This window comes from Comamonas sp. UBA7840, assembly GCF_002501455.1.
GTDB lineage: Bacteria > Pseudomonadota > Gammaproteobacteria > Burkholderiales > Burkholderiaceae_C > Comamonas > Comamonas jiangduensis.
Genome location: NZ_DLTI01000041.1, coordinates 130872 through 151388, shown reverse-complemented (window position 1 = coordinate 151388; position 20517 = coordinate 130872). Strand labels below are relative to the sequence as shown.

At 56.5% G+C, this 20517-nt stretch carries 18 protein-coding genes, 5 tRNA genes, 1 pseudogene and 1 riboswitch; of the genes and pseudogenes, 15 read left to right on the top strand and 9 right to left on the bottom strand.

What is annotated here, in order from left to right:
• Nucleotides 1-24: 24 nt before the first annotated feature.
• The 3 genes from B3R00_RS15415 to B3R00_RS15405 form a co-directional block, all read right to left on the bottom strand.
• Nucleotides 25-2469: a putative bifunctional diguanylate cyclase/phosphodiesterase gene (locus tag B3R00_RS15415; protein ID WP_286999750.1), complete on the bottom strand. Its 2445-nt coding sequence runs from the start codon at nucleotides 2467-2469 to the stop codon at nucleotides 25-27.
• A 484-nt stretch (nucleotides 2470-2953) separates the two neighbouring features.
• Nucleotides 2954-3901, bottom strand: coding sequence for a CoA transferase (locus B3R00_RS15410; protein ID WP_286999749.1), 948 nt, complete (start codon nucleotides 3899-3901; stop codon nucleotides 2954-2956).
• A gap of 211 nt (nucleotides 3902-4112) precedes the next feature.
• Nucleotides 4113-5309: an amino acid aminotransferase gene (locus B3R00_RS15405; RefSeq protein WP_286999748.1), complete on the bottom strand. Its 1197-nt coding sequence runs from the start codon at nucleotides 5307-5309 to the stop codon at nucleotides 4113-4115.
• A gap of 118 nt (nucleotides 5310-5427) precedes the next feature.
• On the opposite strand from B3R00_RS15405, the gene uvrB reads away from it, so the two are divergent.
• The 14 genes from uvrB (at nucleotide 5428) to B3R00_RS15335 (ending at nucleotide 14536) form a co-directional block, all read left to right on the top strand.
• Nucleotides 5428-7488, top strand: coding sequence for an excinuclease ABC subunit UvrB (uvrB, locus tag B3R00_RS15400; RefSeq protein ID WP_286999747.1), 2061 nt, complete (start codon nucleotides 5428-5430; stop codon nucleotides 7486-7488).
• A 245-nt stretch (nucleotides 7489-7733) separates the two neighbouring features.
• Entirely contained in the window at nucleotides 7734-8270 is a 537-nt protein-coding gene (gene iscR / locus B3R00_RS15395) for a Fe-S cluster assembly transcriptional regulator IscR (RefSeq protein WP_054067271.1), read from the top strand.
• A gap of 93 nt (nucleotides 8271-8363) precedes the next feature.
• Complete coding sequence (locus B3R00_RS15390; protein ID WP_284214800.1) at nucleotides 8364-9584, top strand: IscS subfamily cysteine desulfurase; 1221 nt, start codon at nucleotides 8364-8366, stop codon at nucleotides 9582-9584.
• Nucleotides 9585-9636: 52 nt separating this feature from the next.
• The gene (iscU, locus tag B3R00_RS15385; RefSeq protein WP_219162074.1) at nucleotides 9637-10038 is read left to right on the top strand and encodes a Fe-S cluster assembly scaffold IscU; all 402 of its coding nucleotides are present in this window, start codon (nucleotides 9637-9639) and stop codon (nucleotides 10036-10038) included.
• A gap of 2 nt (nucleotides 10039-10040) precedes the next feature.
• The gene (gene iscA, locus B3R00_RS15380) at nucleotides 10041-10364 is read left to right on the top strand and encodes an iron-sulfur cluster assembly protein IscA (protein WP_219162073.1); all 324 of its coding nucleotides are present in this window, start codon (nucleotides 10041-10043) and stop codon (nucleotides 10362-10364) included.
• 71 nt (nucleotides 10365-10435) lie between these two features.
• The gene (gene hscB / locus B3R00_RS15375) at nucleotides 10436-10954 is read left to right on the top strand and encodes a Fe-S protein assembly co-chaperone HscB (RefSeq protein WP_286999746.1); all 519 of its coding nucleotides are present in this window, start codon (nucleotides 10436-10438) and stop codon (nucleotides 10952-10954) included.
• Between the two features lie 76 nt (nucleotides 10955-11030).
• Nucleotides 11031-12902: a Fe-S protein assembly chaperone HscA gene (hscA, locus tag B3R00_RS15370; protein ID WP_286999744.1), complete on the top strand. Its 1872-nt coding sequence runs from the start codon at nucleotides 11031-11033 to the stop codon at nucleotides 12900-12902.
• A 19-nt stretch (nucleotides 12903-12921) separates the two neighbouring features.
• Nucleotides 12922-13260 (top strand): ISC system 2Fe-2S type ferredoxin, encoded by a 339-nt coding sequence (fdx, locus tag B3R00_RS15365; protein ID WP_174863809.1) that lies wholly within the window; start codon nucleotides 12922-12924, stop codon nucleotides 13258-13260.
• 5 nt (nucleotides 13261-13265) lie between these two features.
• Nucleotides 13266-13991, top strand: coding sequence for a DNA polymerase III subunit epsilon (gene dnaQ / locus B3R00_RS15360; RefSeq protein WP_286999743.1), 726 nt, complete (start codon nucleotides 13266-13268; stop codon nucleotides 13989-13991).
• Between the two features lie 54 nt (nucleotides 13992-14045).
• Nucleotides 14046-14120, top strand: a tRNA-Val gene (locus B3R00_RS15355).
• Nucleotides 14121-14150: 30 nt separating this feature from the next.
• A tRNA-Val gene (locus tag B3R00_RS15350) sits at nucleotides 14151-14225 on the top strand.
• A gap of 28 nt (nucleotides 14226-14253) precedes the next feature.
• A tRNA-Val gene (locus B3R00_RS15345) sits at nucleotides 14254-14328 on the top strand.
• 29 nt (nucleotides 14329-14357) lie between these two features.
• Nucleotides 14358-14432 (top strand) — tRNA-Val (locus B3R00_RS15340).
• Nucleotides 14433-14461: 29 nt separating this feature from the next.
• Nucleotides 14462-14536: transfer RNA gene (locus B3R00_RS15335), tRNA-Val, on the top strand.
• 363 nt (nucleotides 14537-14899) lie between these two features.
• Here B3R00_RS15335 and nrdF read toward each other — a convergent pair.
• The 6 genes from nrdF to B3R00_RS15305 all read right to left on the bottom strand — a co-directional run bounded on the left by nrdF (nucleotide 14900) and on the right by B3R00_RS15305 (nucleotide 19853).
• Entirely contained in the window at nucleotides 14900-15859 is a 960-nt protein-coding gene (gene nrdF / locus B3R00_RS15330) for a class 1b ribonucleoside-diphosphate reductase subunit beta (RefSeq protein ID WP_219162069.1), read from the bottom strand.
• 22 nt (nucleotides 15860-15881) lie between these two features.
• Nucleotides 15882-18011 carry a class 1b ribonucleoside-diphosphate reductase subunit alpha gene (gene nrdE / locus B3R00_RS15325; protein WP_376747646.1) on the bottom strand — a complete coding sequence of 710 codons (2130 nt, stop codon included), beginning with the start codon at nucleotides 18009-18011 and terminating at the stop codon, nucleotides 15882-15884.
• Between the two features lie 5 nt (nucleotides 18012-18016).
• Nucleotides 18017-18445 carry a class Ib ribonucleoside-diphosphate reductase assembly flavoprotein NrdI gene (nrdI, locus tag B3R00_RS15320; protein ID WP_286999741.1) on the bottom strand — a complete coding sequence of 143 codons (429 nt, stop codon included), beginning with the start codon at nucleotides 18443-18445 and terminating at the stop codon, nucleotides 18017-18019.
• Nucleotide 18446: 1 nt separating this feature from the next.
• Nucleotides 18447-18671 carry a glutaredoxin-like protein NrdH gene (nrdH, locus tag B3R00_RS15315; RefSeq protein WP_174862574.1) on the bottom strand — a complete coding sequence of 75 codons (225 nt, stop codon included), beginning with the start codon at nucleotides 18669-18671 and terminating at the stop codon, nucleotides 18447-18449.
• 172 nt (nucleotides 18672-18843) lie between these two features.
• Nucleotides 18844-19080: riboswitch (cobalamin riboswitch) on the bottom strand.
• Nucleotides 19081-19574: 494 nt separating this feature from the next.
• Nucleotides 19575-19697 (bottom strand): hypothetical protein, encoded by a 123-nt coding sequence (locus tag B3R00_RS15310; RefSeq protein ID WP_286999740.1) that lies wholly within the window; start codon nucleotides 19695-19697, stop codon nucleotides 19575-19577.
• Between the two features lie 30 nt (nucleotides 19698-19727).
• On the bottom strand, nucleotides 19728-19853 hold the full coding sequence (locus B3R00_RS15305) for a hypothetical protein (RefSeq protein WP_286999781.1): 126 nt from the start codon (nucleotides 19851-19853) through the stop codon (nucleotides 19728-19730).
• Nucleotides 19854-19864: 11 nt separating this feature from the next.
• Between B3R00_RS15305 and B3R00_RS15300 the strand changes: the two are divergent.
• A pseudogene (locus B3R00_RS15300) lies at nucleotides 19865-20195 on the top strand (short-chain fatty acyl-CoA regulator family protein); the annotation flags it as partial.
• Between the last annotated feature and the right edge of the window lie 322 nt (nucleotides 20196-20517).

Here is a 20517-nt window from a genome sequence, read left to right as displayed (position 1 = left end):
GCACTATGCACTGCCGCGGTGGCGTCAGTGCCGTGGCACAGACTTTCTTTCTGTACCTGCAGGCACGATCTGGGGAGGTGGCAGTGCTGCGCGCGCAAAGAACTCCGCGTTCAGTGGCACGGGTGGGGCAATGTAAAAGCCCTGCGCATAGTCCACGCCCATGGCTTTGAGGGCTTCAAAGGTAGCGGCATCACCCACAAACTCTGCCACTGTGTGCTTGCCCAGCACCCGGCCAATGTGGTGAATGGCTTCTACCATGGCGTGGTTGCTGGGGTTCTTGAGCATGTCTTGCACAAAGCTGCCATCAATCTTGAGGTAATCCACCGGCAGTTGCTGAAGGTACTTGAAGCTGGCCATGTCAGAGCCAAAGTCATCCAGTGAGAAGCGGCAGCCCAGTTTGCGCAACTCGGTAATCATGAAGGTGGCGCTTTCCAGGCTGGCAATCGCGCTGGTTTCGGTAATTTCAAAGCAGAGTTTTTCTGCAGAAACGCCATGCTCCCAAATGTTGTGGCGGATGAAGTCCAACAGCTCGCTATCGCCCAAGCTGGCCCCGGAGAGATTGATGGAGCAGGTGCTGATATTGGCGCCTTCGGACAGGTGGGTGCGCAGCAGTTTCAAGGTGTTGCGCACCACCCAGCGGTCAATATGGGGCATGAGGTCGTAGCGCTCTGCAATCGGGATGAAGACGGAGGGTGCAATCAATGGCCCTTGCCCGTCTTTCAGGCGCAGCAGCACCTCAAAGTGAACGCCGCCCATGCCTTTGGGCTGTGGCTTGAGCGGGTAGACCGTTTGTGCCATGAGCGAGAACTGGTTGTTCTCTAAACTCGATCGCAGGCGCTGCACCCATTCCATATCCCCTTGGTAGCGCTGGAAAATGCGGTTGAACGGGTTGTACACAGAGATGCGGTTGCGCCCACTTTCTTTGGCGTGTTTGCATGCGTTGTCCGCCATGCTCAGCAATGACTGGGGTGCACTGCTGTGGTGGGGCTCGATGTGCACCACACCAATGCTGACACCGGTGTGCAGATTTTTTTGGTGCCAATGCACATTCAGCTCATGCACGCTTTTGCGCAAACGCTCGGCCGTTTGCATGGCTGCATGGGGAGGGCAGTTGGTGAGCAAGATGGCAAATTCATCGCCGCCAATACGCGCTAGCGCATCGCTTTCACGCAGCGCAGAGCGTAGGAGATGGCAAACTTGCCGAAGCACTTCGTCCCCCACGGAGTGCCCGTAGGTGGCGTTGATCATCTTGAAGTGATCCAGGTTCAGTTGCAGCAAGCTGGCCTGCTGGCGGCCAATAATTTGCTCAAGGTATTGCTCAAAGGATGCGCGATTTTGCAGTCCCGTCAAAGCGTCGTGGCTGGCTTGCCAAGCCAGCATGCGCATGTAGTTTTGCTCCTGTGACACGTCATGCAGCACGATGACGGTGCCCGAATGCTTGGATTCGCTTTCCAAGGCGGTGATGGACACGCGCACGGCCACATTGTCTTTGCCGGGCCTTGTGATCCAGTGGACGTGGTTGTCGCTATTGCTTTTCTTTGCCTGCGCCAAGGAGGCGTTGTGGGTGGCAATTAGCTCTGGCACAAAGCCCAGTACCTCTGCAATGTTGCGTCCCAGCAATTGCGCAGAGGGAAGGTCCAGCAGCTGTGAAGTTGAGGGGTTGGCATACAGAATGCGCTGCTGTACATCGAGCGTAATCACTCCGTCGCCCAAGGCCGCCAAGGTGACGCTGCTGCGTTGGCGTTCTACCTCGAGCTCGCTGTAAGCCTTGGCGCTTTCGGCGATGGCCCTTTGCACCGAGAACCAGTAAATCAGGCTCAGCACCATGGCCGTGAGTAAATTGATGATCAGCAACAACCGGCCCAACTGCCGCGAATTGCTGCCAAGCGATGCGCTGAATTGCTTGGACAGCGGCATCACGGTGCTGCCGAGGTCTGAAATTTGTTGGTGCCAGGCATCAATTTCAGCCGCAGTCACCGGTTTATCTGTGCTGCGCCGCTCTTGAATTTGGTGGCCCAACGCTTGAATTGCTTGCACATGGCGATCACCACGGCGCCAATACTCGATCGTGGGGGCCAGGGTTTGGAGATTCCAGACCCAAGGCAGGATGCGCAGCAAGCTGTCTACATCTGAGGGGTGGTTTTCGCCTTGGAGCAGGCCTTCGCGGATGGCGCTGTTGTTGCGAGTCTGCGCGTCGAGCACTTGGCGGGCCTCGCCCATCCCGATAGGGATAGACAGAGACTTTTGGAAGTCTGTGTAGTCTTGCAGATTGCCAGTTTCTGCATAGCGCTGTAGGTGCATGACCGCCGAAGAGAAGCCCTTGCTCCACAAACTTTCACCACTGACCACCACGCGCACCGAAGACATCAGGGCGATGCTGCTGCTGGCAACCAGTAATTGCACCGCGACCGCAGAGATAAAAATCCAGCGTCGCCAAGTGTAGGTTTTGCTGATGGTGGAGTGGGGCATGCAAGTGTCTCCTGTTTTCAATCGGTGGCTTGCATGTGGTGGGCGAATGTCGCCTTGCGAAAGCAATGTTGCCTCAGTTTGAAGAATGGGGTTGCCACGGCCTCAACAGGTGCGGGCGGTTAGCAGTAGAAGCTGTAAACAATGCATGCGTGCACATGGCGTAGGTGTTGTTCGATGAGGGTGGATGGTGCGGTGGTGCAGCAACTGTGCTGCGCCTTGTGGGAGCGTTTACCACCCAATACGTATGTTGTAACGCACCATGGGGTGGTTTTTTGTAGCCGCACAGCCGTTTCGTATGTCGGATGCTATGGCTGTTGTCCAGAGTTAACCACAGTCCCCAGCGCGGCGGTAATTCCGTGACCACAGCGCCGTTTGGCTGTGAGGCATCGACAGCAACCTATCAAGCACAACAACTGGGCAAGTCTGTCAATCTAAATAAGCGTGCTGCGTGGAGTGAATACTGTGCCGAGATGGGTCGCAGTAATTATTCAGGGTGATCAGCAATCAGGTGTAGAGGGATGTCGCTTTGTGCTGCCATTGCTGCGATGTGGCTGCGGCGGTGGCCCTGCATGAAAGTCTCAATGGCTGCATGCACTGCGGGCGTGCGCATCTGCGGGACGCTGCCGTTGCAGTCCGTCAGCCCGACGGCTTGGCAGATGCGCAGGGCAAAGTGGGGCTCCAGCGCAGCCAGCGCGACCCAGCCATCTTGGCAGCGGTACATGCGATAGCCAGCATGGGCGCCACCTACATCGCCCTGTGCCGTGGTCATTTGCCACTGCCGCGGCAGTGCCAGCCACTGCGCCGCTTGGGCCAAGCCAATGTCCAGGCAGTAGCCGGCGTTGCTGCGGGCGCGTGCCATCAGCACCTGCAAGACGGCTTCGCTGGCCATGACGGCGCCCGTCATGTCTGCAAACAAGCTGGCGGGCAGTTGCCCGTGATCGGTCAAGCCCGCCTCGGCCTGGTAGGTCAGGTCGTGGCCTGCGTGGTCAGCCTCTGCAGGCTGGGTGCTGCCAAAGATGCGCACCATGCACAGCTGTGGGTGTTGGGTGTGCAGGCTGTCCCATTCCAGCCCCAATTTGGCCAGTGCGCTGGGGCGAAACGAGGTGAGCAACACATCGGTTTGTGCCAGTTGCTGGTGCAGCAGCGCTTGCCCCGCCTCGGTTTTGAGGTTGGCTTGTAACAAGGTGATGCCGTCGTGCAGCTGCGCGTAGGCCGCAGGGCTGTAGGCATGCATGGGGTCTGCACTGGGCTGGCTAGCTGTGGCCAGCGGCTCGAGCTTGCTGCACTGGGCGCCCATGCGGTGGCAGCGCAACAAGGCCGCCGGGCCGGGTAAGTTCAGCGCCAAGCTCAGAATGCGAATGCCTTGCAGCGGCTGCAGCGTGGCTGCTGTATGGGTGGCGTTGGTGTGGGCTGTGTGGCTGGAGGGTTGCATGCCAGCTTTGTAAGGCTAGCAGGCTGCAAAGTCTGCCACCAAGGCGTCAATTGCATATTTGATAGCTGCCAGCGCTTGCTAATGAAGCGATTCAAGTATTTTTTTTATTGAAAGCATTGATTTGGTTGCGCTGGCAGCTATGTTTTTCATGATTAGCCAAGAAAAAACCGCCCGAAGGCGGTTGGGTGCATAAGCGCGAGGCTTGTGCGGTTTACATCACTGCAGCAATCGCCTTGCACACGTGCCCGATGTTCTTGCTGTTCAGCGCGGCCACGCACATGCGGCCGGTGTCGGTGCCGTACACGCCGAACTCAGAGCGCAGGCGCACCATCTGTTCCTTGGACAGGCCGGAGTACGAGAACATGCCGATCTGGGTGGTGATGAAGGACATGTCCTGGGTCACGCCGGCGGCCTTCAGGCCGTCCACCAGCTTTTGGCGCATTTCCTTGATGCGCACGCGCATTTCGCCCAGTTCTTTTTCCCACAGAGCGCGCAGCTCGGGGTTGTTCAAAACGGCGGCTACGACCGCACCACCGTGGGTGGGTGGGTTGGAGTAGTTGGTGCGGATGACGATCTTCAGCTGCGACAGCACGCGTGCGGCTTCTTCCTTGTCGTTGGCGACCACTGACAGGGCGCCCACGCGCTCGCCGTACAGGCTGAAGCTCTTGGAGAAGGAAGTTGACACAAAGATGTTCAGGCCAGCAGCCACGAACTTGCCAATCACGGCGCCGTCTTCGGCGATGCCGTGGCCAAAGCCCTGGTAGGCCATGTCCAGGAAGGCGACCAGGCCCTTGGCCTTGACCACTTCAATCACCTGGTCCCACTGGGCGGCAGTGATGTCGTAACCGGTGGGGTTGTGGCAGCAGGCGTGCAGCACCACGATGGTGCCGGGCGCGGCGGCGTTCAGGTCAGCCAGCATGCCGGCGAAGTCGACCGAGCGGGTAGCCGCGTCGTAGTAGGCGTAGGTGCCGACTTCAAAACCTGCGTTGGTGAAGATGGCCTTGTGGTTTTCCCAGCTGGGGTTGGAGATCAGCACCTTGGCGTTGGGGCTGATCTTCTTCAGGAAGTCGGCGCCAATCTTCAGGCCGCCCGTGCCGCCAATCGCTTGCACGGTCGAGACGCGGCCGGAGGTGACCACCTCGGAGTCAGCGCCGAACACCAGTGCCTTGACGCCATTGTCGTAAGCGGCAATACCGTCGATGGGCAGGTAACCACGGGGGGTGGGCTTGTCCATCATGGCCTTCTCAGCAGCTTGCACGCACTGGAGCAAAGGCAGCTTGCCGTTGTCATCGAAGTAAACGCCCACGCCCAAGTTCACCTTGCTAGGGTTGGTGTCGGCTGCGAATTGTTCGTTCAGACCCAGGATCGGGTCGCGGGGGGCCATTTCGACGGCGGTAAACAGAGACATGGATTGTCCTTGAGGGTAGAAATAATGCAGCGAACCCTCAACTGACTCCTGCGGTAGGCTTGAGGGTTAGCTCGCCATTTTACTCCGGCAACAGCCTATGCGTTGAAGACATAAACTCATGCAAGACCAAAACATTGCTTCTGAGCCGCAAGGCACTTTTGTCACTTTTCCAGACTCACCCTTTGAGCTGTTTCAGCCGTATCCGCCTGCAGGGGATCAGCCCACTGCCATTCAAAAGCTGGTGGAAGGCGTGCAAGACGGTGAAACCTTTCAAACGTTGCTGGGGGTGACCGGTTCGGGCAAGACCTTCACCATGGCGAATGTGATTGCACGCCTGGGGCGGCCTGCCATCATTTTTGCGCCCAATAAAACCTTGGCTGCCCAGCTGTACAGCGAGTTTCGTGAGTTCTTTCCGCGAAACGCGGTGGAGTACTTCGTCAGTTACTACGACTACTACCAGCCGGAGGCCTATGTGCCTCAGCGCGATCTGTTCATCGAAAAAGACAGCGCCATCAACGAGCATATTGAGCAGATGCGCCTGTCATGCACCAAGAGCCTGATGGAGCGGCGTGACGTGGTGATTGTGGCCACGGTATCGGCTATTTACGGTATTGGTGAGCCAGAGAGTTACCACCAGATGGTGATGACGCTGCGCGCGGGCGACCGCATGAATCAGCGCGATGTGATTGCGCAGCTCATTCGCATGCAGTACCAGCGCAACGACCAGGATTTTTCGCGCGGCACGTTTCGTGTGCGTGGTGACACGATTGATGTGTTCCCTGCGGAACACTCGGAGCTGGCCCTGCGCATTGAGCTGTTTGACGACGAAATCGACACGTTGCAGCTGTTTGATCCGCTCACTGGCCGTATTCGCCAAAGCATTCCACGCTTTACCGTTTACCCCAGCAGCCATTACGTGACGCCGCGCGACAAGGTGCTGGCGGCCGTGGAAACCATCAAAGAAGAGCTGCGCGAACGCAGCAAGCAGTTGGTGGAGATGGGCAAGCTGGTGGAGGCGCAGCGCTTGGAGCAGCGTACGCGCTTTGACATTGAGATGCTCAGCGAAGTCGGGCATTGCAAAGGCATTGAAAACTACACGCGCCACCTCTCGGGGGCAGCGCCGGGCGAGCCCCCGAGCACATTGACCGATTACATGCCCAAGGACTCGATCATGTTCTTGGATGAAAGCCACCAGATGATTGGTCAGCTCAACGCCATGTACAACGGCGACCGTGCGCGCAAGACGACGTTGGTGGAGTACGGCTTTCGCCTGCCTTCGGCCATGGACAACCGCCCGCTCAAGTTTGAAGAGTTTGAGCAGCGCATGCGCCAGGTGATTTTTGTCTCTGCCACGCCAGCGGATTATGAAAAGACGCATTCGGGGCAGGTGGTCGATCAGGTGGTGCGTCCGACGGGCTTGGTCGACCCCGAGATCGAGGTGCGCCCGGCCACCTACCAGGTGGACGATGTCTTGCAGGAAATTCGCCTGCGTGAGCAGTGTGGCGAGCGGGTGCTGATTACTACGCTGACCAAGCGCATGGCCGAACAGTTGACCGACTATCTGACGGAAAACGGTGTGAAAGTGCGCTATTTGCACTCTGACATCGATACGGTGGAGCGCGTAGAGATCATTCGCGACCTGCGCCTCGGGGTGTTTGATGTGCTGGTCGGGATCAACTTGCTGCGTGAAGGCTTAGATATTCCGGAGGTATCACTGGTTGCGATTCTGGATGCAGACAAAGAGGGTTTTTTGCGCGCCGAGCGCAGCCTGATTCAAACCATAGGCCGCGCAGCACGCAATCTGAATGGCAAGGCGATTTTGTATGCAGACCGTATTACGGATTCCATGCGCAAAGCGATGGATGAAACCGCGCGCCGTCGCGCCAAGCAAATTGCTTTTAATGAAGAAAATGGCATAACGCCCAAAGCACTTGTCAAGAGGGTGAAAGACCTGATTGATGGGGTTTACAGCGAAAAAAGCGTGCGCGCAGCAGATGAGCAAAGCCGTGCGCAAGTTCGCCATGGGGTGTTCGATGCTATGTCTGAAGCCGAACTCACCAGAGAGATCAAAAAAATGGAGAAGGAGATGCTGGAGCGTGCGAAGAACCTGGAGTTTGAAGCCGCTGCACGCTTGCGAGATCAGCTGGCTGTGTTGAAGCAAAAGCTGTTTGGGGTTTGATTTTGAAGCACTTTTTCGGCATTGATAGCTCTGGTTTATGACGGCGATTGCATGTATCCGACAAAATTGATGGGGTTTCTGGTATACTCCGGGTATTCACTCAACAACAACAAAAAACTTCTTAATTTGAAGGGCTCGGCGCGCTGGATAAACGGCGAAGCTGGAGTAAGGGCGGAGGCGGTAGTCAATCCGGTTTGCCGCGATTGATGTTTCTGTAACTAATAGCCTGACTGAAGGAGCTCACGATGCGTCTCACTACCAAAGGCCGCTTTGCGGTCACTGCCATGATCGATTTGGCCCTGCGCCAAAACAATGGCCCTGTCACGCTGGCAGCGATCAGTCAGCGCCAGCAAATTTCACTGTCCTACTTGGAGCAGTTGTTCGGCAAGTTGCGCCGCCATGAATTGGTGGAGTCGACACGTGGCCCCGGTGGCGGCTACACCTTGGCGCGCAAAGCGGCTGAGATCACGGTTGCAGACATCATTGTTTCGGTGGACGAACCCATTGATGCCACCCAATGTGGCGGTAAGGAAAACTGCATGGGCGAAGCAGGTCGTTGCATGACGCACGAGCTGTGGTCGGCCCTGAACCAGCGCATGGTGGAGTTTTTGGACTCTGTCACCTTGCAAAAGCTGGTGGACGAGCAGTTGGCCAAGGGTGTCCAGATCGAAGACAAGCCTGTCGTGCGTCGTGCTATTTCGACCGCGCCTGTGGTCAAGCCTATCCGTGTGAATGCCCCTAACTCGGTGTTCGCATTGGGTAACGTATTTGCCAAGTCTTGATCGCGAGCGCAAGCCCGCCGGGCGCGCTCGGCAGGCAGTGAAGAGTTTCCATTAGGCACTGAAGGTGCCAGACAGATTTCAATAGAGCCAGCCATGGACATGACCCCACATTTCCCCATCTATCTTGACTACGGTGCGACTACACCTTGTGATCCTCGCGTCGTGGATGCCATGATTCCATGGCTGCGTGAGCACTTTGGTAATGCAGCATCGCGCAGCCACGCTTGGGGTTGGGAAGCAGAGGAAGCGATTGAAAAGGCCCGCACGCAAGTGGCAGAGCTGATCAATGCCGATCCCCGTGAAATCGTCTGGACCAGTGGTGCGACCGAATCTGACAACCTGGCCATCAAAGGTGCAGCGCACTTTTACCAAGGCAAGGGCAAGCACCTGATCACTGTGAAGACCGAGCACAAGGCTGTGCTGGACACCATGCGTGAGCTGGAGCGCCAGGGCTTTGAGGTGACATACCTCGACGTGCAGGAAAACGGGCTGCTGGATCTGGAAGTGTTCAAGGCTGCTATTCGCCCTGACACTATTTTGGCCAGCGTGATGGCGGTGAACAATGAAACCGGTGTAATTCAGGACTTGAACGCGATTGGTGCGCTCTGCCGTGAAAAGGGCATCATTTTCCACGTGGATGCAGCGCAGGCCACCGGCAAGATGCCTCTGGATATGCAGACCATGCCCATCGACTTGATGAGCTTGGCGTCGCACAAGACCTATGGCCCTAAAGGCATTGGCGCTTTATATGTGCGCCGCAAGCCCCGTGTGCGCCTGGAAGCGCAAATGCACGGTGGCGGCCATGAGCGCGGTATGCGCTCGGGCACCTTGGCCACCCACCAAATCGTGGGCATGGGTGAGGCTTTCCGTATTGCCAAGGAAGAAATGCAGCAGGACTACGAGCACGCCAAGCGATTGCAGCAGCGTTTGCTGGACGGCCTGAAGGATATTGAGCAAGTGTTCGTCAACGGTGACCTGGAGCACCGCGTGCCCCACAACCTGAACATCAGCTTCAACTACGTGGAAGGTGAATCCTTGATCATGGGTATCAAGGGTTTGGCGGTGTCTTCGGGTTCGGCATGCACTTCTGCCAGCTTAGAGCCTAGCTATGTGCTGCGTGCCTTGGGTCGTAGCGACGAGTTGGCGCACAGCTCGTTGCGCATGACGATCGGTCGCTTCACCACGGAAGAGGAGATTGACTATGCCATTTCGACCATTCGCCAAAATGTGGCCAAGCTGCGTGAACTGAGCCCGCTGTGGGAAATGTACAAGGATGGTATTGATCTGAGCACCATCCAGTGGGCTGAGCACTAAGCACGCCAACCACGTCAACGCACTGATTATTTGAATTCAAGAGGTAGACACCATGGCTTACTCCGACAAGGTTATTGACCACTACGAAAATCCCCGCAACGTTGGCTCTTTTGACAAGGGTGACAACAGCGTTGGCACCGGTATGGTAGGCGCACCTGCATGCGGTGACGTGATGAAGCTGCAAATCAAGGTGAACCCTGAAACCGGTGTGATCGAAGATGCGCGTTTTAAGACCTATGGCTGCGGCTCGGCGATTGCTTCGTCTTCGCTGGTGACCGAATGGGTCAAAGGTAAAACGCTGGACGAGGCAGCAGCACTGAAAAACAGCGTCATTGCTGAAGAGCTGGCTTTGCCGCCCGTTAAGGTGCACTGCTCCATCTTGGCCGAAGACGCGATCAAGGCCGCGGTGAACGACTACCGTGCCAAGCGTGGCGAGACCGTTGCTGCTGAATAAAAATGGCAGTCACGCTCTCTGATGCAGCTGCGCGCCACGTCAATCGCTACCTGACAAAGCGCGGCAAAGGGATCGGGGTACGCCTGGGGGTGAAAACCACTGGCTGCTCCGGTCTGGCCTATAAGCTGGAATATGTGGACGAGCAAGATCCTGACGACGTCGTGTTTGAGAGCAATGGCGTCAAGGTGATGATCGATCCCAAGAGCTTGGCTTATATCGACGGCACGGAGTTGGACTTTGTGCGCGAAGGATTGAATGAGGGCTTTAAGTTCCACAATCCGAATGAGCGGGATCGCTGCGGTTGTGGTGAGAGCTTCCGCATCTAAATTGCCAACGGGCCTGCGTGCCCATACACACCAAACCGCCATTGCTCTCGTGCTGGCGGTTTTTTATTGATATGAATCTGCAGTCTGACGATTTTGAATTGATGGGTTTGCCGCGGCAGTTTGCTCTGGATCGCGCCATGCTCGACGAACGTTGGAAAAAGTTGCAAAAGCAAACCCACCCAGATCGTTTCGCAGGGGAGGGCGGCGTTGCACAGCGCGTGGCCATGCAATGGTCGGTGCGTATCAATGAGGCTTACCAGCGTTTGAAGCATCCGCTCAAACGGGCGGCCTATCTGTGCGAGCTGTTTGGTGTGCCTGTGCGGGCTGAAGACAACACGGCCATGCCGACGGATTTCTTGATCCAGCAAATGGAGTGGCGTGAGGCATTGGAAGAGGCAACGACGGAAGATCATTTGAATGATTTAGAGTCGGAAGTGGCTTCAGTTAAGCGCAAGATGCTTCAAAAATGCGAGCAATTATTGGTGTCTGAGGCAGGCGCTCAGGAGGCGGTGCAAACCGTGAGATCCCTCATGTTTGTTGAGCGCTTTGCACAAGACATCGATCGACGTCGCGAGCAACTGGAACAATAGGCTTGTTAGAACGCCTTGGGCTAGCCGCCGGGGCACAGGAGCGGTTGTGCCGCTCATAAAGAGACAGATTCACACCATGGCCTTATTGCAAATTTCTGAACCCGGTCAATCTCCCAATCCTCACCAGCGCCGCATTGCGGTGGGTATCGATTTGGGCACGACGCATTCTTTGGTGGCCTCCGTTCGCAATGGCGTTGCAGAGTGCCTGCCCGATGATGATGGACGTGTGCTGCTGCCATCGGTGGTGCGCTATGCGCCAGAAGGCAAGCGAGAAATCGGGTATGCCGCACGCAGCCATGAGGTAGAAGATGCGGCCAACACCATTGTGTCGGTCAAGCGCTTTATGGGGCGCAGCTTGGCAGATTTGGGTGAGCACGCTCAGCAACTGCCTTATGCCTTTGAGCAACCCGACGCCAACGCGATGGTGACGCTGCAAACCCGTGCGGGGCGCAAAAGCCCGGTTGAGATCAGTGCGGAGATTTTGGCCACGCTGCGCTACCGTGCGGAAGATACGTTCAACGATGACATCCACGGTGCAGTGATTACCGTGCCTGCGTATTTTGACGATGCACAGCGCCAAGCTACCAAGGATGCGGCCAAGCTCGCAGGCCTGAATTTGCTGCGCCTGATCAATGAACCTACGGCTGCGGCGATTGCCTATGGGCTGGATAACGCCAGCGAAGGCATCTATGCGGTGTATGACCTGGGTGGTGGCACGTTTGACATCTCCATCTTGCGCCTGACGCACGGTGTGTTTGAAGTGATTGCCACCGGTGGTGACTCTGCCTTGGGGGGCGACGATTACGATGCTGCCTTGGTGCGCTGGGTGCTGGAGCAGGCCCATGTGCAGCCGCAGTCGTTGGAAGATTGGGCTGCACTGCGCGTTGCTGCCAAAGCGTGCAAAGAACGCTTGACCGATTCGCCAAGCACGCTCTTTGAGTTGACGCTGCCCAGTGGCGCATCATTGGCTCAGTCTGTAGGGCGCGAAGATTTTGCCCAAGCTACTGCTGCGCTGACCAAGCGTTCGCTGCAGGCGGTGCGTCGTGCTTTGCGTGATGCGGGCTTGACCGTGGAAGAAGTCAAGGGTGTAGTGATGGTAGGTGGCTCCACTCGCATGCCTCAAGTGCGTGAGGCGGTGGCGCAGCTGTTTGGCCAGCCTCCGCTGACCAATTTGAATCCTGACGAGGTGGTGGCGCTGGGGGCTGCCATTCAGGCCAACCAACTTGCTGGAAATAATTCCGCTGGTGAGTTGCTGCTGCTGGATGTGATTCCTCTGTCGCTGGGTGTGGAAACTATGGGTGGCTTGGTGGAGCGCATCATCTCGCGCAACGAAACCATTCCTACGGCCCGTGCGCAAGACTTCACCACCTATAAAGATGGCCAGACAGCCATGGCCATTCATGTGGTGCAGGGCGAGCGTGATCTGGTGCAAGACTGCCGCAGTCTGGCGCGTTTTGAGCTGCGTGGCATTCCTGCTATGGCTGCAGGTGCAGCGCGTATCCGCGTGAGTTTCACCGTAGATGCTGATGGACTGCTGTCTGTCAGTGCCAAAGAGCAAGGCAGTGGCGTGGAAGCGCACATTGAAGTCAAGCCGTCGTACGGTCTGTCTGATGAGCAGGTGGCGCAGATGCTGCAAGACGGCTTTGCGACGGCCCAGGAAGACATGAAGGCGCGTGCGCTGGTGGAAGCGCGCGTGGATGCAGACCGCATGCTGCTGGCCACCCAAAGCGCACTGGATGCCGACGGTGATGTGCTGGCACCCGCACAGCGGGCAGATATTGAAGCCTTGATGGCGCAATTGCGCCAGACGGTGACATCGGATGATGCAGCTATTGTGGAAGCGGCCACGCAAGCCCTCGCCAAGGGGACAGAGGCATTTGCTGCAGAGCGCATGAACCGTGGCATTCGCCAAGCTTTGGCTGGCAAGAGCGTTCAATCTATTTCTTGACCCATTCAGAATTCAGAATATGGCAACCATCAAAATTCTTCCCCACGCAGCATATTGTCCTGAAGGTGCAAGCTTGGAAGTGCCAGCGGGCACGTCTATTTGCGAGGCCTTGCTGGATAACAATATCAAGATTGAACACGCTTGCGATATGAGCTGCGCTTGCACCACCTGCCACGTGATCGTGCGCGAGGGCTTTAACAGCTTGAATGCTTCTGAAGAAGAAGAGGATGATTTGTTGGATCGTGCCTGGGGTCTGGAGCCACAGTCGCGTTTGAGCTGCCAAGCCATCGTGGCGCAGACCGATCTGGTGGTGGAAATTCCCAAGTACTCGATCAACCACGCCAAAGAAAACCACTGATAGCTATGTCACGTCTCATCGTTCTGGATACGGAAACCACGGGCCTGTCTGCAGAGACGGGTGACCGAGTGATTGAGCTCGGTTGTGTGGAGCTGGTCAACCGCAAGCTCACGGGCAACAACCTGCATCTGTATTTCAATCCAGAACGTGACAGTCACCCCGATGCCTTGCGCGTACACGGGTTGACGACGGAGTTTTTGAGCGATAAACCCAAATTTGCAGAAAAAGCGCAAGAAATCTTGGCTTATCTGCAAGGCGCTGAACTGATCATTCACAACGCTCCTTTTGACGTGGGCTTTTTGAACAAAGAGCTGGAGCAACTGGGGTTAAAGCCGCTCACGAGCTATGTGGATAAGGTGACGGATTCCTTGGTGATGGCCAAGGAAATGTTTCCCGGTAAGCGCAATTCGCTGGACGCACTGTGCTCGCGCCTGGAGGTGGACAACAGCGGCCGTGAGTTGCACGGCGCTTTGCTGGATGCGGAGTTGCTGGCAGACGTCTACATTAATATGACGCGCGGCCAGAACTCGCTGGTCATGCTGGACGATGCGGGTGGTAGCACCGGCGCGTGGGGCGGTAGTGGTGTGGCGGCGATAGATCTGCGAGGCTTTAAGCTGCCCGTGCTGCAGGCCAATGAGCAGGAGCTGGCGCTGCACACCGCAGTGCTGGCAGAGATTGACAAAGCATCTGGAGACAAAACTATTTGGCGCGTTTGGGAAAACGCCAAGTAAGCTCGGCTATAATCGTGGGCTTGTCAGATCACTGATTGATGGTGATTTGATACAGGGTGATTAGCTCAGCGGTAGAGCACTGCCTTCACACGGCAGGGGTCACATGTTCGATCCATGTATCACCCACCAGATTTGAAGTTTGCACTGGCTGCAGATTTAGCGTGATTAGCTCAGCGGTAGAGCACTGCCTTCACACGGCAGGGGTCACATGTTCGATCCATGTATCACGCACCAAATTCAAGTTGGCAGGTATGTCAGCGCAGGGTGATTAGCTCAGCGGTAGAGCACTGCCTTCACACGGCAGGGGTCACATGTTCGATCCATGTATCACCCACCAAATTTAAGTTTGCACTGGCTGCAAATTTAGCGTGATTAGCTCAGCGGTAGAGCACTGCCTTCACACGGCAGGGGTCACATGTTCGATCCATGTATCACGCACCAAATTCAAAGTTGGCATTTATGCCAGCGCAGGGTGATTAGCTCAGCGGTAGAGCACTGCCTTCACACGGCAGGGGTCACATGTTCGATCCATGTATCACCCACCAATTCTTGGCCTCTTAAATCGAAGATTTAAGAGGCTTTTTTGCGTCTGCTGTTGGACGCGGATTGGAAGCGTATTTAGCCATTTGCAGAAGTTTTGCTTGATGCACAAGCGTTGGCAGCGACAAGGAAGCGCTGATTATTCTTGATAGCTTATAGCGCTGGTGTATTCATGTTTTCCACATAAAAAGTACCTGAGAGCTATGTTTTTAAAGCGCTAGAAGCTATCTTTTTTTGTGATTGCTGCACAGCGAAGGCGTGCACCTGTGCATGTTGTATGTGCCAGACATGAAAAAAGCACCCGTAGTGAGTGCTTTTTTTGAAGGTGCGCAGGCCTTGGCGGGCGCAGGGTGCTGGCAAAGTGTGGGTTAAAAGTCCCAGTCTTCGTCTTCGGTGGCGACCGCTTTGCCGATGACGTAGGAAGAGCCCGAGCCCGAGAAGAAGTCGTGGTTCTCGTTGGCGCTGGGACTGAGCGCGGCCATGATGGCGGGGTTCACCTGGCACATGTCCTCGGGGAACATGGGCTCAAAACCCAGGTTGCTCAGTGCCTTGTTGGCGTTGTAGTGCATGAAGCGTTTGACGTCTTCGGTGAGGCCGACCGAGTCATACAGCTCGGCCGCATAGTGGCACTCCAGCTCGTACAAGTCGTACAGCATGCCGTAGGCGGCTGCTTTGGCTTCTTCTTTTTCGGCTTCCGAGAGCTTGGCGTAGGCCAGCTGGAACTTGTAGCCGATGTAGTAGCCGTGCACGGCCTCGTCGCGGATGATGAGGCGAATCAGATCGGCGGTGTTGGTCAGCTTGCCACGGCTGGACCAGTACAGCGGCAGGTAAAAGCCCGAGTAGAACAAGAAGCTCTCCAGGCACACAGAGGCAATCTTTTTCTTCAGCGGCGTTTCCATGGCCTTGTACTCATTCAAGATGAGTGCAGCCTTTTTTTGCAACCAGGGGTTTTCTTCAGACCAGCGGAAGGCTTCGTCAATTTCGGTGGTGGAACACAGCGTGGAGAAAATCGACGAGTAGCTGCGCGCGTGCACGGCTTCCATGAAGGTGAAGTTGGACAGCACCGACTCTTCGTGCGGCGTGACCGCATCGTGCATCAGCGAAGGCGCACCCACCTGGTTTTGCACGGTATCGAGCAGCGTCAGGCCGGTGAACACGCGGATGGTCAGCTGCTGCTCGTTGGGGCGCAGCGTAGCCCACGAAGGAATGTCGTTGGACAGTGGCACCTTCTCGGGCAGCCAGAAGTTGGCGGTGACGCGGTTCCAGATTTCGAGGTCTTTGTCGTCCTCAATGCGGTTCCAGTTGATCGCTTGGGTCAGCAAGGTCATGGCGTTCTTTCAATCGTTGTCATCACAAGGTGCAGGACACGCAGGCACTCTTGACCTCGGTGCCTTCCAGCGCGAGCTGGCGCAAGCGGATGTAGTAAATGGTCTTGATACCCTTCTTCCAGGCGTAGATTTGCGCCTTGTTGATATCGCGGGTGGTGGCGGTATCGGGGAAGAACAGCGTCAGCGACAGGCCTTGGTCGACGTGCTCGGTGGCAGCGGCGTACACATCGATGATGGCGTTGGGGCCAATCTCGTAGGCGTCGCGGTAGTAGGCCATGTTGTCGTTCGAGAGGAACGGCGCTGGGTAGTACACGCGGCCGATCTTGCCTTCCTTGCGAATTTCGATGCGCGAGGCGATAGGGTGGATCGACGAGGTGGAGTTGTTGATGTAGCTGATCGAGCCTGTGGGCGGAATGGCCTGCAGGTTGCGGTTGTACAAGCCGTACTCCATCACATCGGCCTTGAGCTGGACCCACTCTGCGCGTGTGGGAAGTTGCATACCATTCTTGGCAAACAGGCCGCGCACGGTCTCGGAGGTAGGCAGCCAGTCGCGGCAGATGTACTTGTCGAAATATGCACCCGTGGCATAGGTAGACTGTGCAAAGCCCACAAAGCGCTGCTTTTTCTCTTGGGCTAGCAGGCAGGAGGTGCGCAGGCAGTGGTAGGCCACGGCGGCGAAGTAGACGCTGGTGAACTCCACGGCTTCGGGCGTGTCGTAGTGCACTTTTTCACGGCCCAGATAGCCGTGCAAGTTCATTTGACCCAGGCCGATGGCATGGCTGTCGTCATTGCCTTGGCGCACCGAGGGTACTGAGTTCACGGCGCTCATTTCTGAGACGGCCGTCAGCGCACGGATAGCGGTTTCCACGGCGTCGCCCAGGTTGCCGCTGTCCATCACGGTGGCAATGTTGAGCGAGCCCAGATTGCAGGAGATGTCGTTGCCAATTTCCTCGTAGTTGAGGTCTTCGTTCAGCACCGAGGGGGTGTTGACCTGCAAGATCTCCGAGCACAGGTTGGACATGTTGATGCGCCCGGCAATCGGGTTGGCACGGTTGGCCGTGTCTTCAAACAGGATGTAGGGGTAGCCGGACTCGAACTGGATTTCCGCGATGGTCTGGAAGAACTCGCGCGCCTTGATCTTGGTTTTTTTGATGCGCGGGTCATCCACCATGGCCTTGTAGTGCTCGGTCACCGAGATATCGGCAAACGGCTTGCCGTAGACGCGCTCCACGTCGTAGGGCGAGAACAAGTACATGTCCTCGTTTTTCTTGGCCAGCTCAAAGGTGATGTCAGGAATCACCACGCCCAGTGACAGCGTCTTGATGCGGATCTTTTCGTCGGCGTTTTCTCGCTTGGTGTCCAGAAAACGCATGATGTCCGGGTGGTGGGCATTCAAATACACCGCACCTGCGCCTTGGCGTGCACCCAGCTGGTTGGCATAAGAGAAACCGTCTTCCAGCAACTTCATCACGGGAATGACGCCAGAGGACTGGTTTTCAATACCCTTGATAGGGGCACCCAGCTCGCGCAGATTGCTCAGCAGCAATGCCACGCCACCGCCGCGCTTGGACAGTTGCAGGGCCGAGTTGATGCCGCGGCCAATGCTTTCCATGTTGTCTTCCAGGCGCAGCAAGAAGCAAGACACCAGCTCGCCACGCTGGCGCTTGCCGGCGTTCAGAAAGGTGGGGGTGGCAGGCTGAAAGCGGCCCGCGATGATCTCGCCCATCAGCTTCATGGCCAGCTTTTCATCACCACGCGCCAGGGCCAAGGAGACCATCACCACGCGGTCTTCGAAGCGCTCCAGATAGCGCTTGCCGTCACGTGTTTTCAGGGTGTAGGCCGTGTAGTACTTGTAGGCGCCCAAGAACGTGGGAAAGCGAAACTTCTTGGCATAGGCGGCCTTGAAGATAGCCTCCACAAAGGCGGGGGTGTAGGCATCCAGCACCTCGCCTTCGTAATAGTCTTCGGAGCGCAGGTAGTCCAGCTTTTCTTCCAGCGAGTGGAAGAACACGGTGTTTTGGTTGACGTGCTGCAGAAAATATTGGCGTGCTGCCATGCGATCCGCATCAAACTGAATTTGGCCTTTGTCATCCGGCAAATTCAGCATGGCATTCAGCGCGTGAAAGTCCAGCTTGGTCGAAGTAGGGGTCATGGGGGTCATAACGCAGCGTCCAAGACGTTGGGAATAGGGTTAATGAGAAAGTGTTGGTCGATGTGCTGCAGGCGCTGCCAATCTGTGCTGGTGCCAGCCATCTCCACGCGGTGCAGCAAAGGCACTTGGCATTTGTGCGCAATCACGTCACCGGCTTGCGCAAAGGCAGTGCCGAAGTTGCGATCACCGCAGGCCACCACGGCGCGCAACCACTGGCGACGCTCCGGCGCGTTCAAAAAACGGATCACCGCCTTGGGTACGGCGCCTTTGCCTGCGGCATCACCAAAAGACGGTGTGACCAAGATGAAGGGGCTGGTGATGACGGGCATGTCGTCTTCCACCAGGAGCGGAATGCGCGCACCGGCCAGCCCGGCATTGCGCAGCAGTCGTTCGGTATTGCCAGTTTTGGAGGAGTAGAAGACCCAGCGCGCCATCTCAGGCGGTGGTCAGCGCGGAAAGGCGGTCAGGGCGGAAGCCACTCCAGTGCTCTTCTCCAACTTGCACCACGGGCACTTGGCGGTAGCCCCAGGACTGAATCAGGGTGGCTGCAGCGGTGTCTTGCGTCACGTCGATGACTTCGTACTCGGTGCCTTGGCGGTCCAGAGTACGCATGGTCATGGAGCATTGAACGCAATTGGGTTTGGAGAAAATTTTGATCATGAAGCCTACAGGAACTACCAAAACGGGCGCGGTGCAGGGCTCAGATGCAAGTCAGCACGCATGACGGCGCATTGCGCAGCAAAAGGCTGCGCCAAAGCATATGCGTGCAGAAGATGTACTGCCACCCAGGCGACCCCGCCTGTACAGATAAAGAAAACGCGGCAGCTAGGGCTGCAAGCGTTGCGTGTTGGCCGGTATCCAGACTGTGGGTAGGGGTGACACTCCTTCCCGAAGAACAAACCTCAGTGGCTGTCCGTGTCACTTTGCGTGCAAGCCAAACTTGCAGCGCACCGCACTTACTGTTGCGGGGGCAGTTCAGGTTAGGGCGCAGAACGAAGCGCCTCCTGATTCCCGTTTAACACCGTGTCTGAGGAGCTCAGATTGGTGCACCAACGCGTTCAATTCTAAGCCGAATCGCCGGGGTAAATCGCCTGGTGAGTCAGCCGGAAGAGGCGTGCGCAAAGCGCGCCAAAGTGGTATGGGTGGAGCTATTGGTGCCGCACATTTTAGGCAGAGGTGAACTTTTTTATTTGAATTCACGGGCTTGCACCATGAAAGAGTGCAGGGCTCCCGAGTCACTTTCGTTGTTTCGGGAGCCCATATAAATTTGCTTGGCGCTGCCTTTGGGGCCTATCTTTATAGGGGTAATCGGTAAATTCTCCGAATACTCTTGCACCAGCCACCGATGCAGGGAAGTTCCCCCGCGTCCGCTGACCACCAGCTTGCCTCGTGATGTCAGTGGTTTCAATGGTTTTGTGCTTTTTGGGCGTGATGCCTGCAGGCAATAAAAACTGCTTCTAGATGCCCTGGCGCTCAATCGTCACAGGTTGTTTCTTTGTTTGGATGTTGTGGAGTGATATAGGGCTTGAAGTCCAGCTGGTGGTCGCTGGCTGCTACCAAAACTTATTCATAGTCAAACACTTTTTCACACTGCAGCCCCGGTTTGAACACCGGATCGGGGGGCAGCAAAACAATTTCAAAATCCAGCAAGGCGCCGATGCCGCCAAACTGAAATTTCTGGCGCATGTTCACATCCCCATCTGGCGATCGTTGCAACTAAGGCTTCTTCACCTTGAGCAGCCATTGGTAGCTCGGGTCAAACTCCATGCCAATGCGCAGCGTGCCACATTCGCCATGTGCAAACTGGGTCAAGCGTTCTTCGGCCAGTTGCAGCTGCGGCAATACCCGCTGGGCGCCAGTCCGCGACGCGTTTTCACTTTTCCAAAACCGGTGGCACCTGCCCGATTTGGAATGTGTATGAGGCCTTCACCCAGCCTGGCCGCATCTTGCCGCAATTGGCCAGCATGCCCGACGGACGTGTGTATCTCTGGGTGGCAAGATGTATTCAAAAGGTTGGGATTTTCGCAGCCTAGAGGCAATCACACCGATTGGCATTGGGTGCAAATTGTGTGAGCGCCGGTCGTGCCCCAGCGGGTTTTTCCTTTTGTAGACAAACCTTTGCATGTGAACGAAAACCAAGGAGGTTTTCGTTCCTTACACCTAGGGCGTGTCACCCAAGCTTGAGCAGGCCGTTGAAGGGTTTTGACAGGGATGCAAGGCAAGGCGCAGTAGTGGCGCAGCAAAACTGCAGCCTTGCCTGCCGCTACAACGCAGCAACCGCTCCAATTATTTAATCCTCTGTGGTGAAAGTTTTTTAGGGCAGTTCCATAAAGCTACCTCCATGCTCTGCTGCATGGGGGCCGGGGTGCATGCAGGCGCAGCATTCACGCCGTGCTTGGCGGGCCTTGTCAGGGTGGGGGTGGCGCCCCCACCCATACGTCAGAAAAATGTTGACAGCAGTGTGGACTCTGTCCAAGAGCTGAGCGCAAGGGCGATCCAAAGTAGG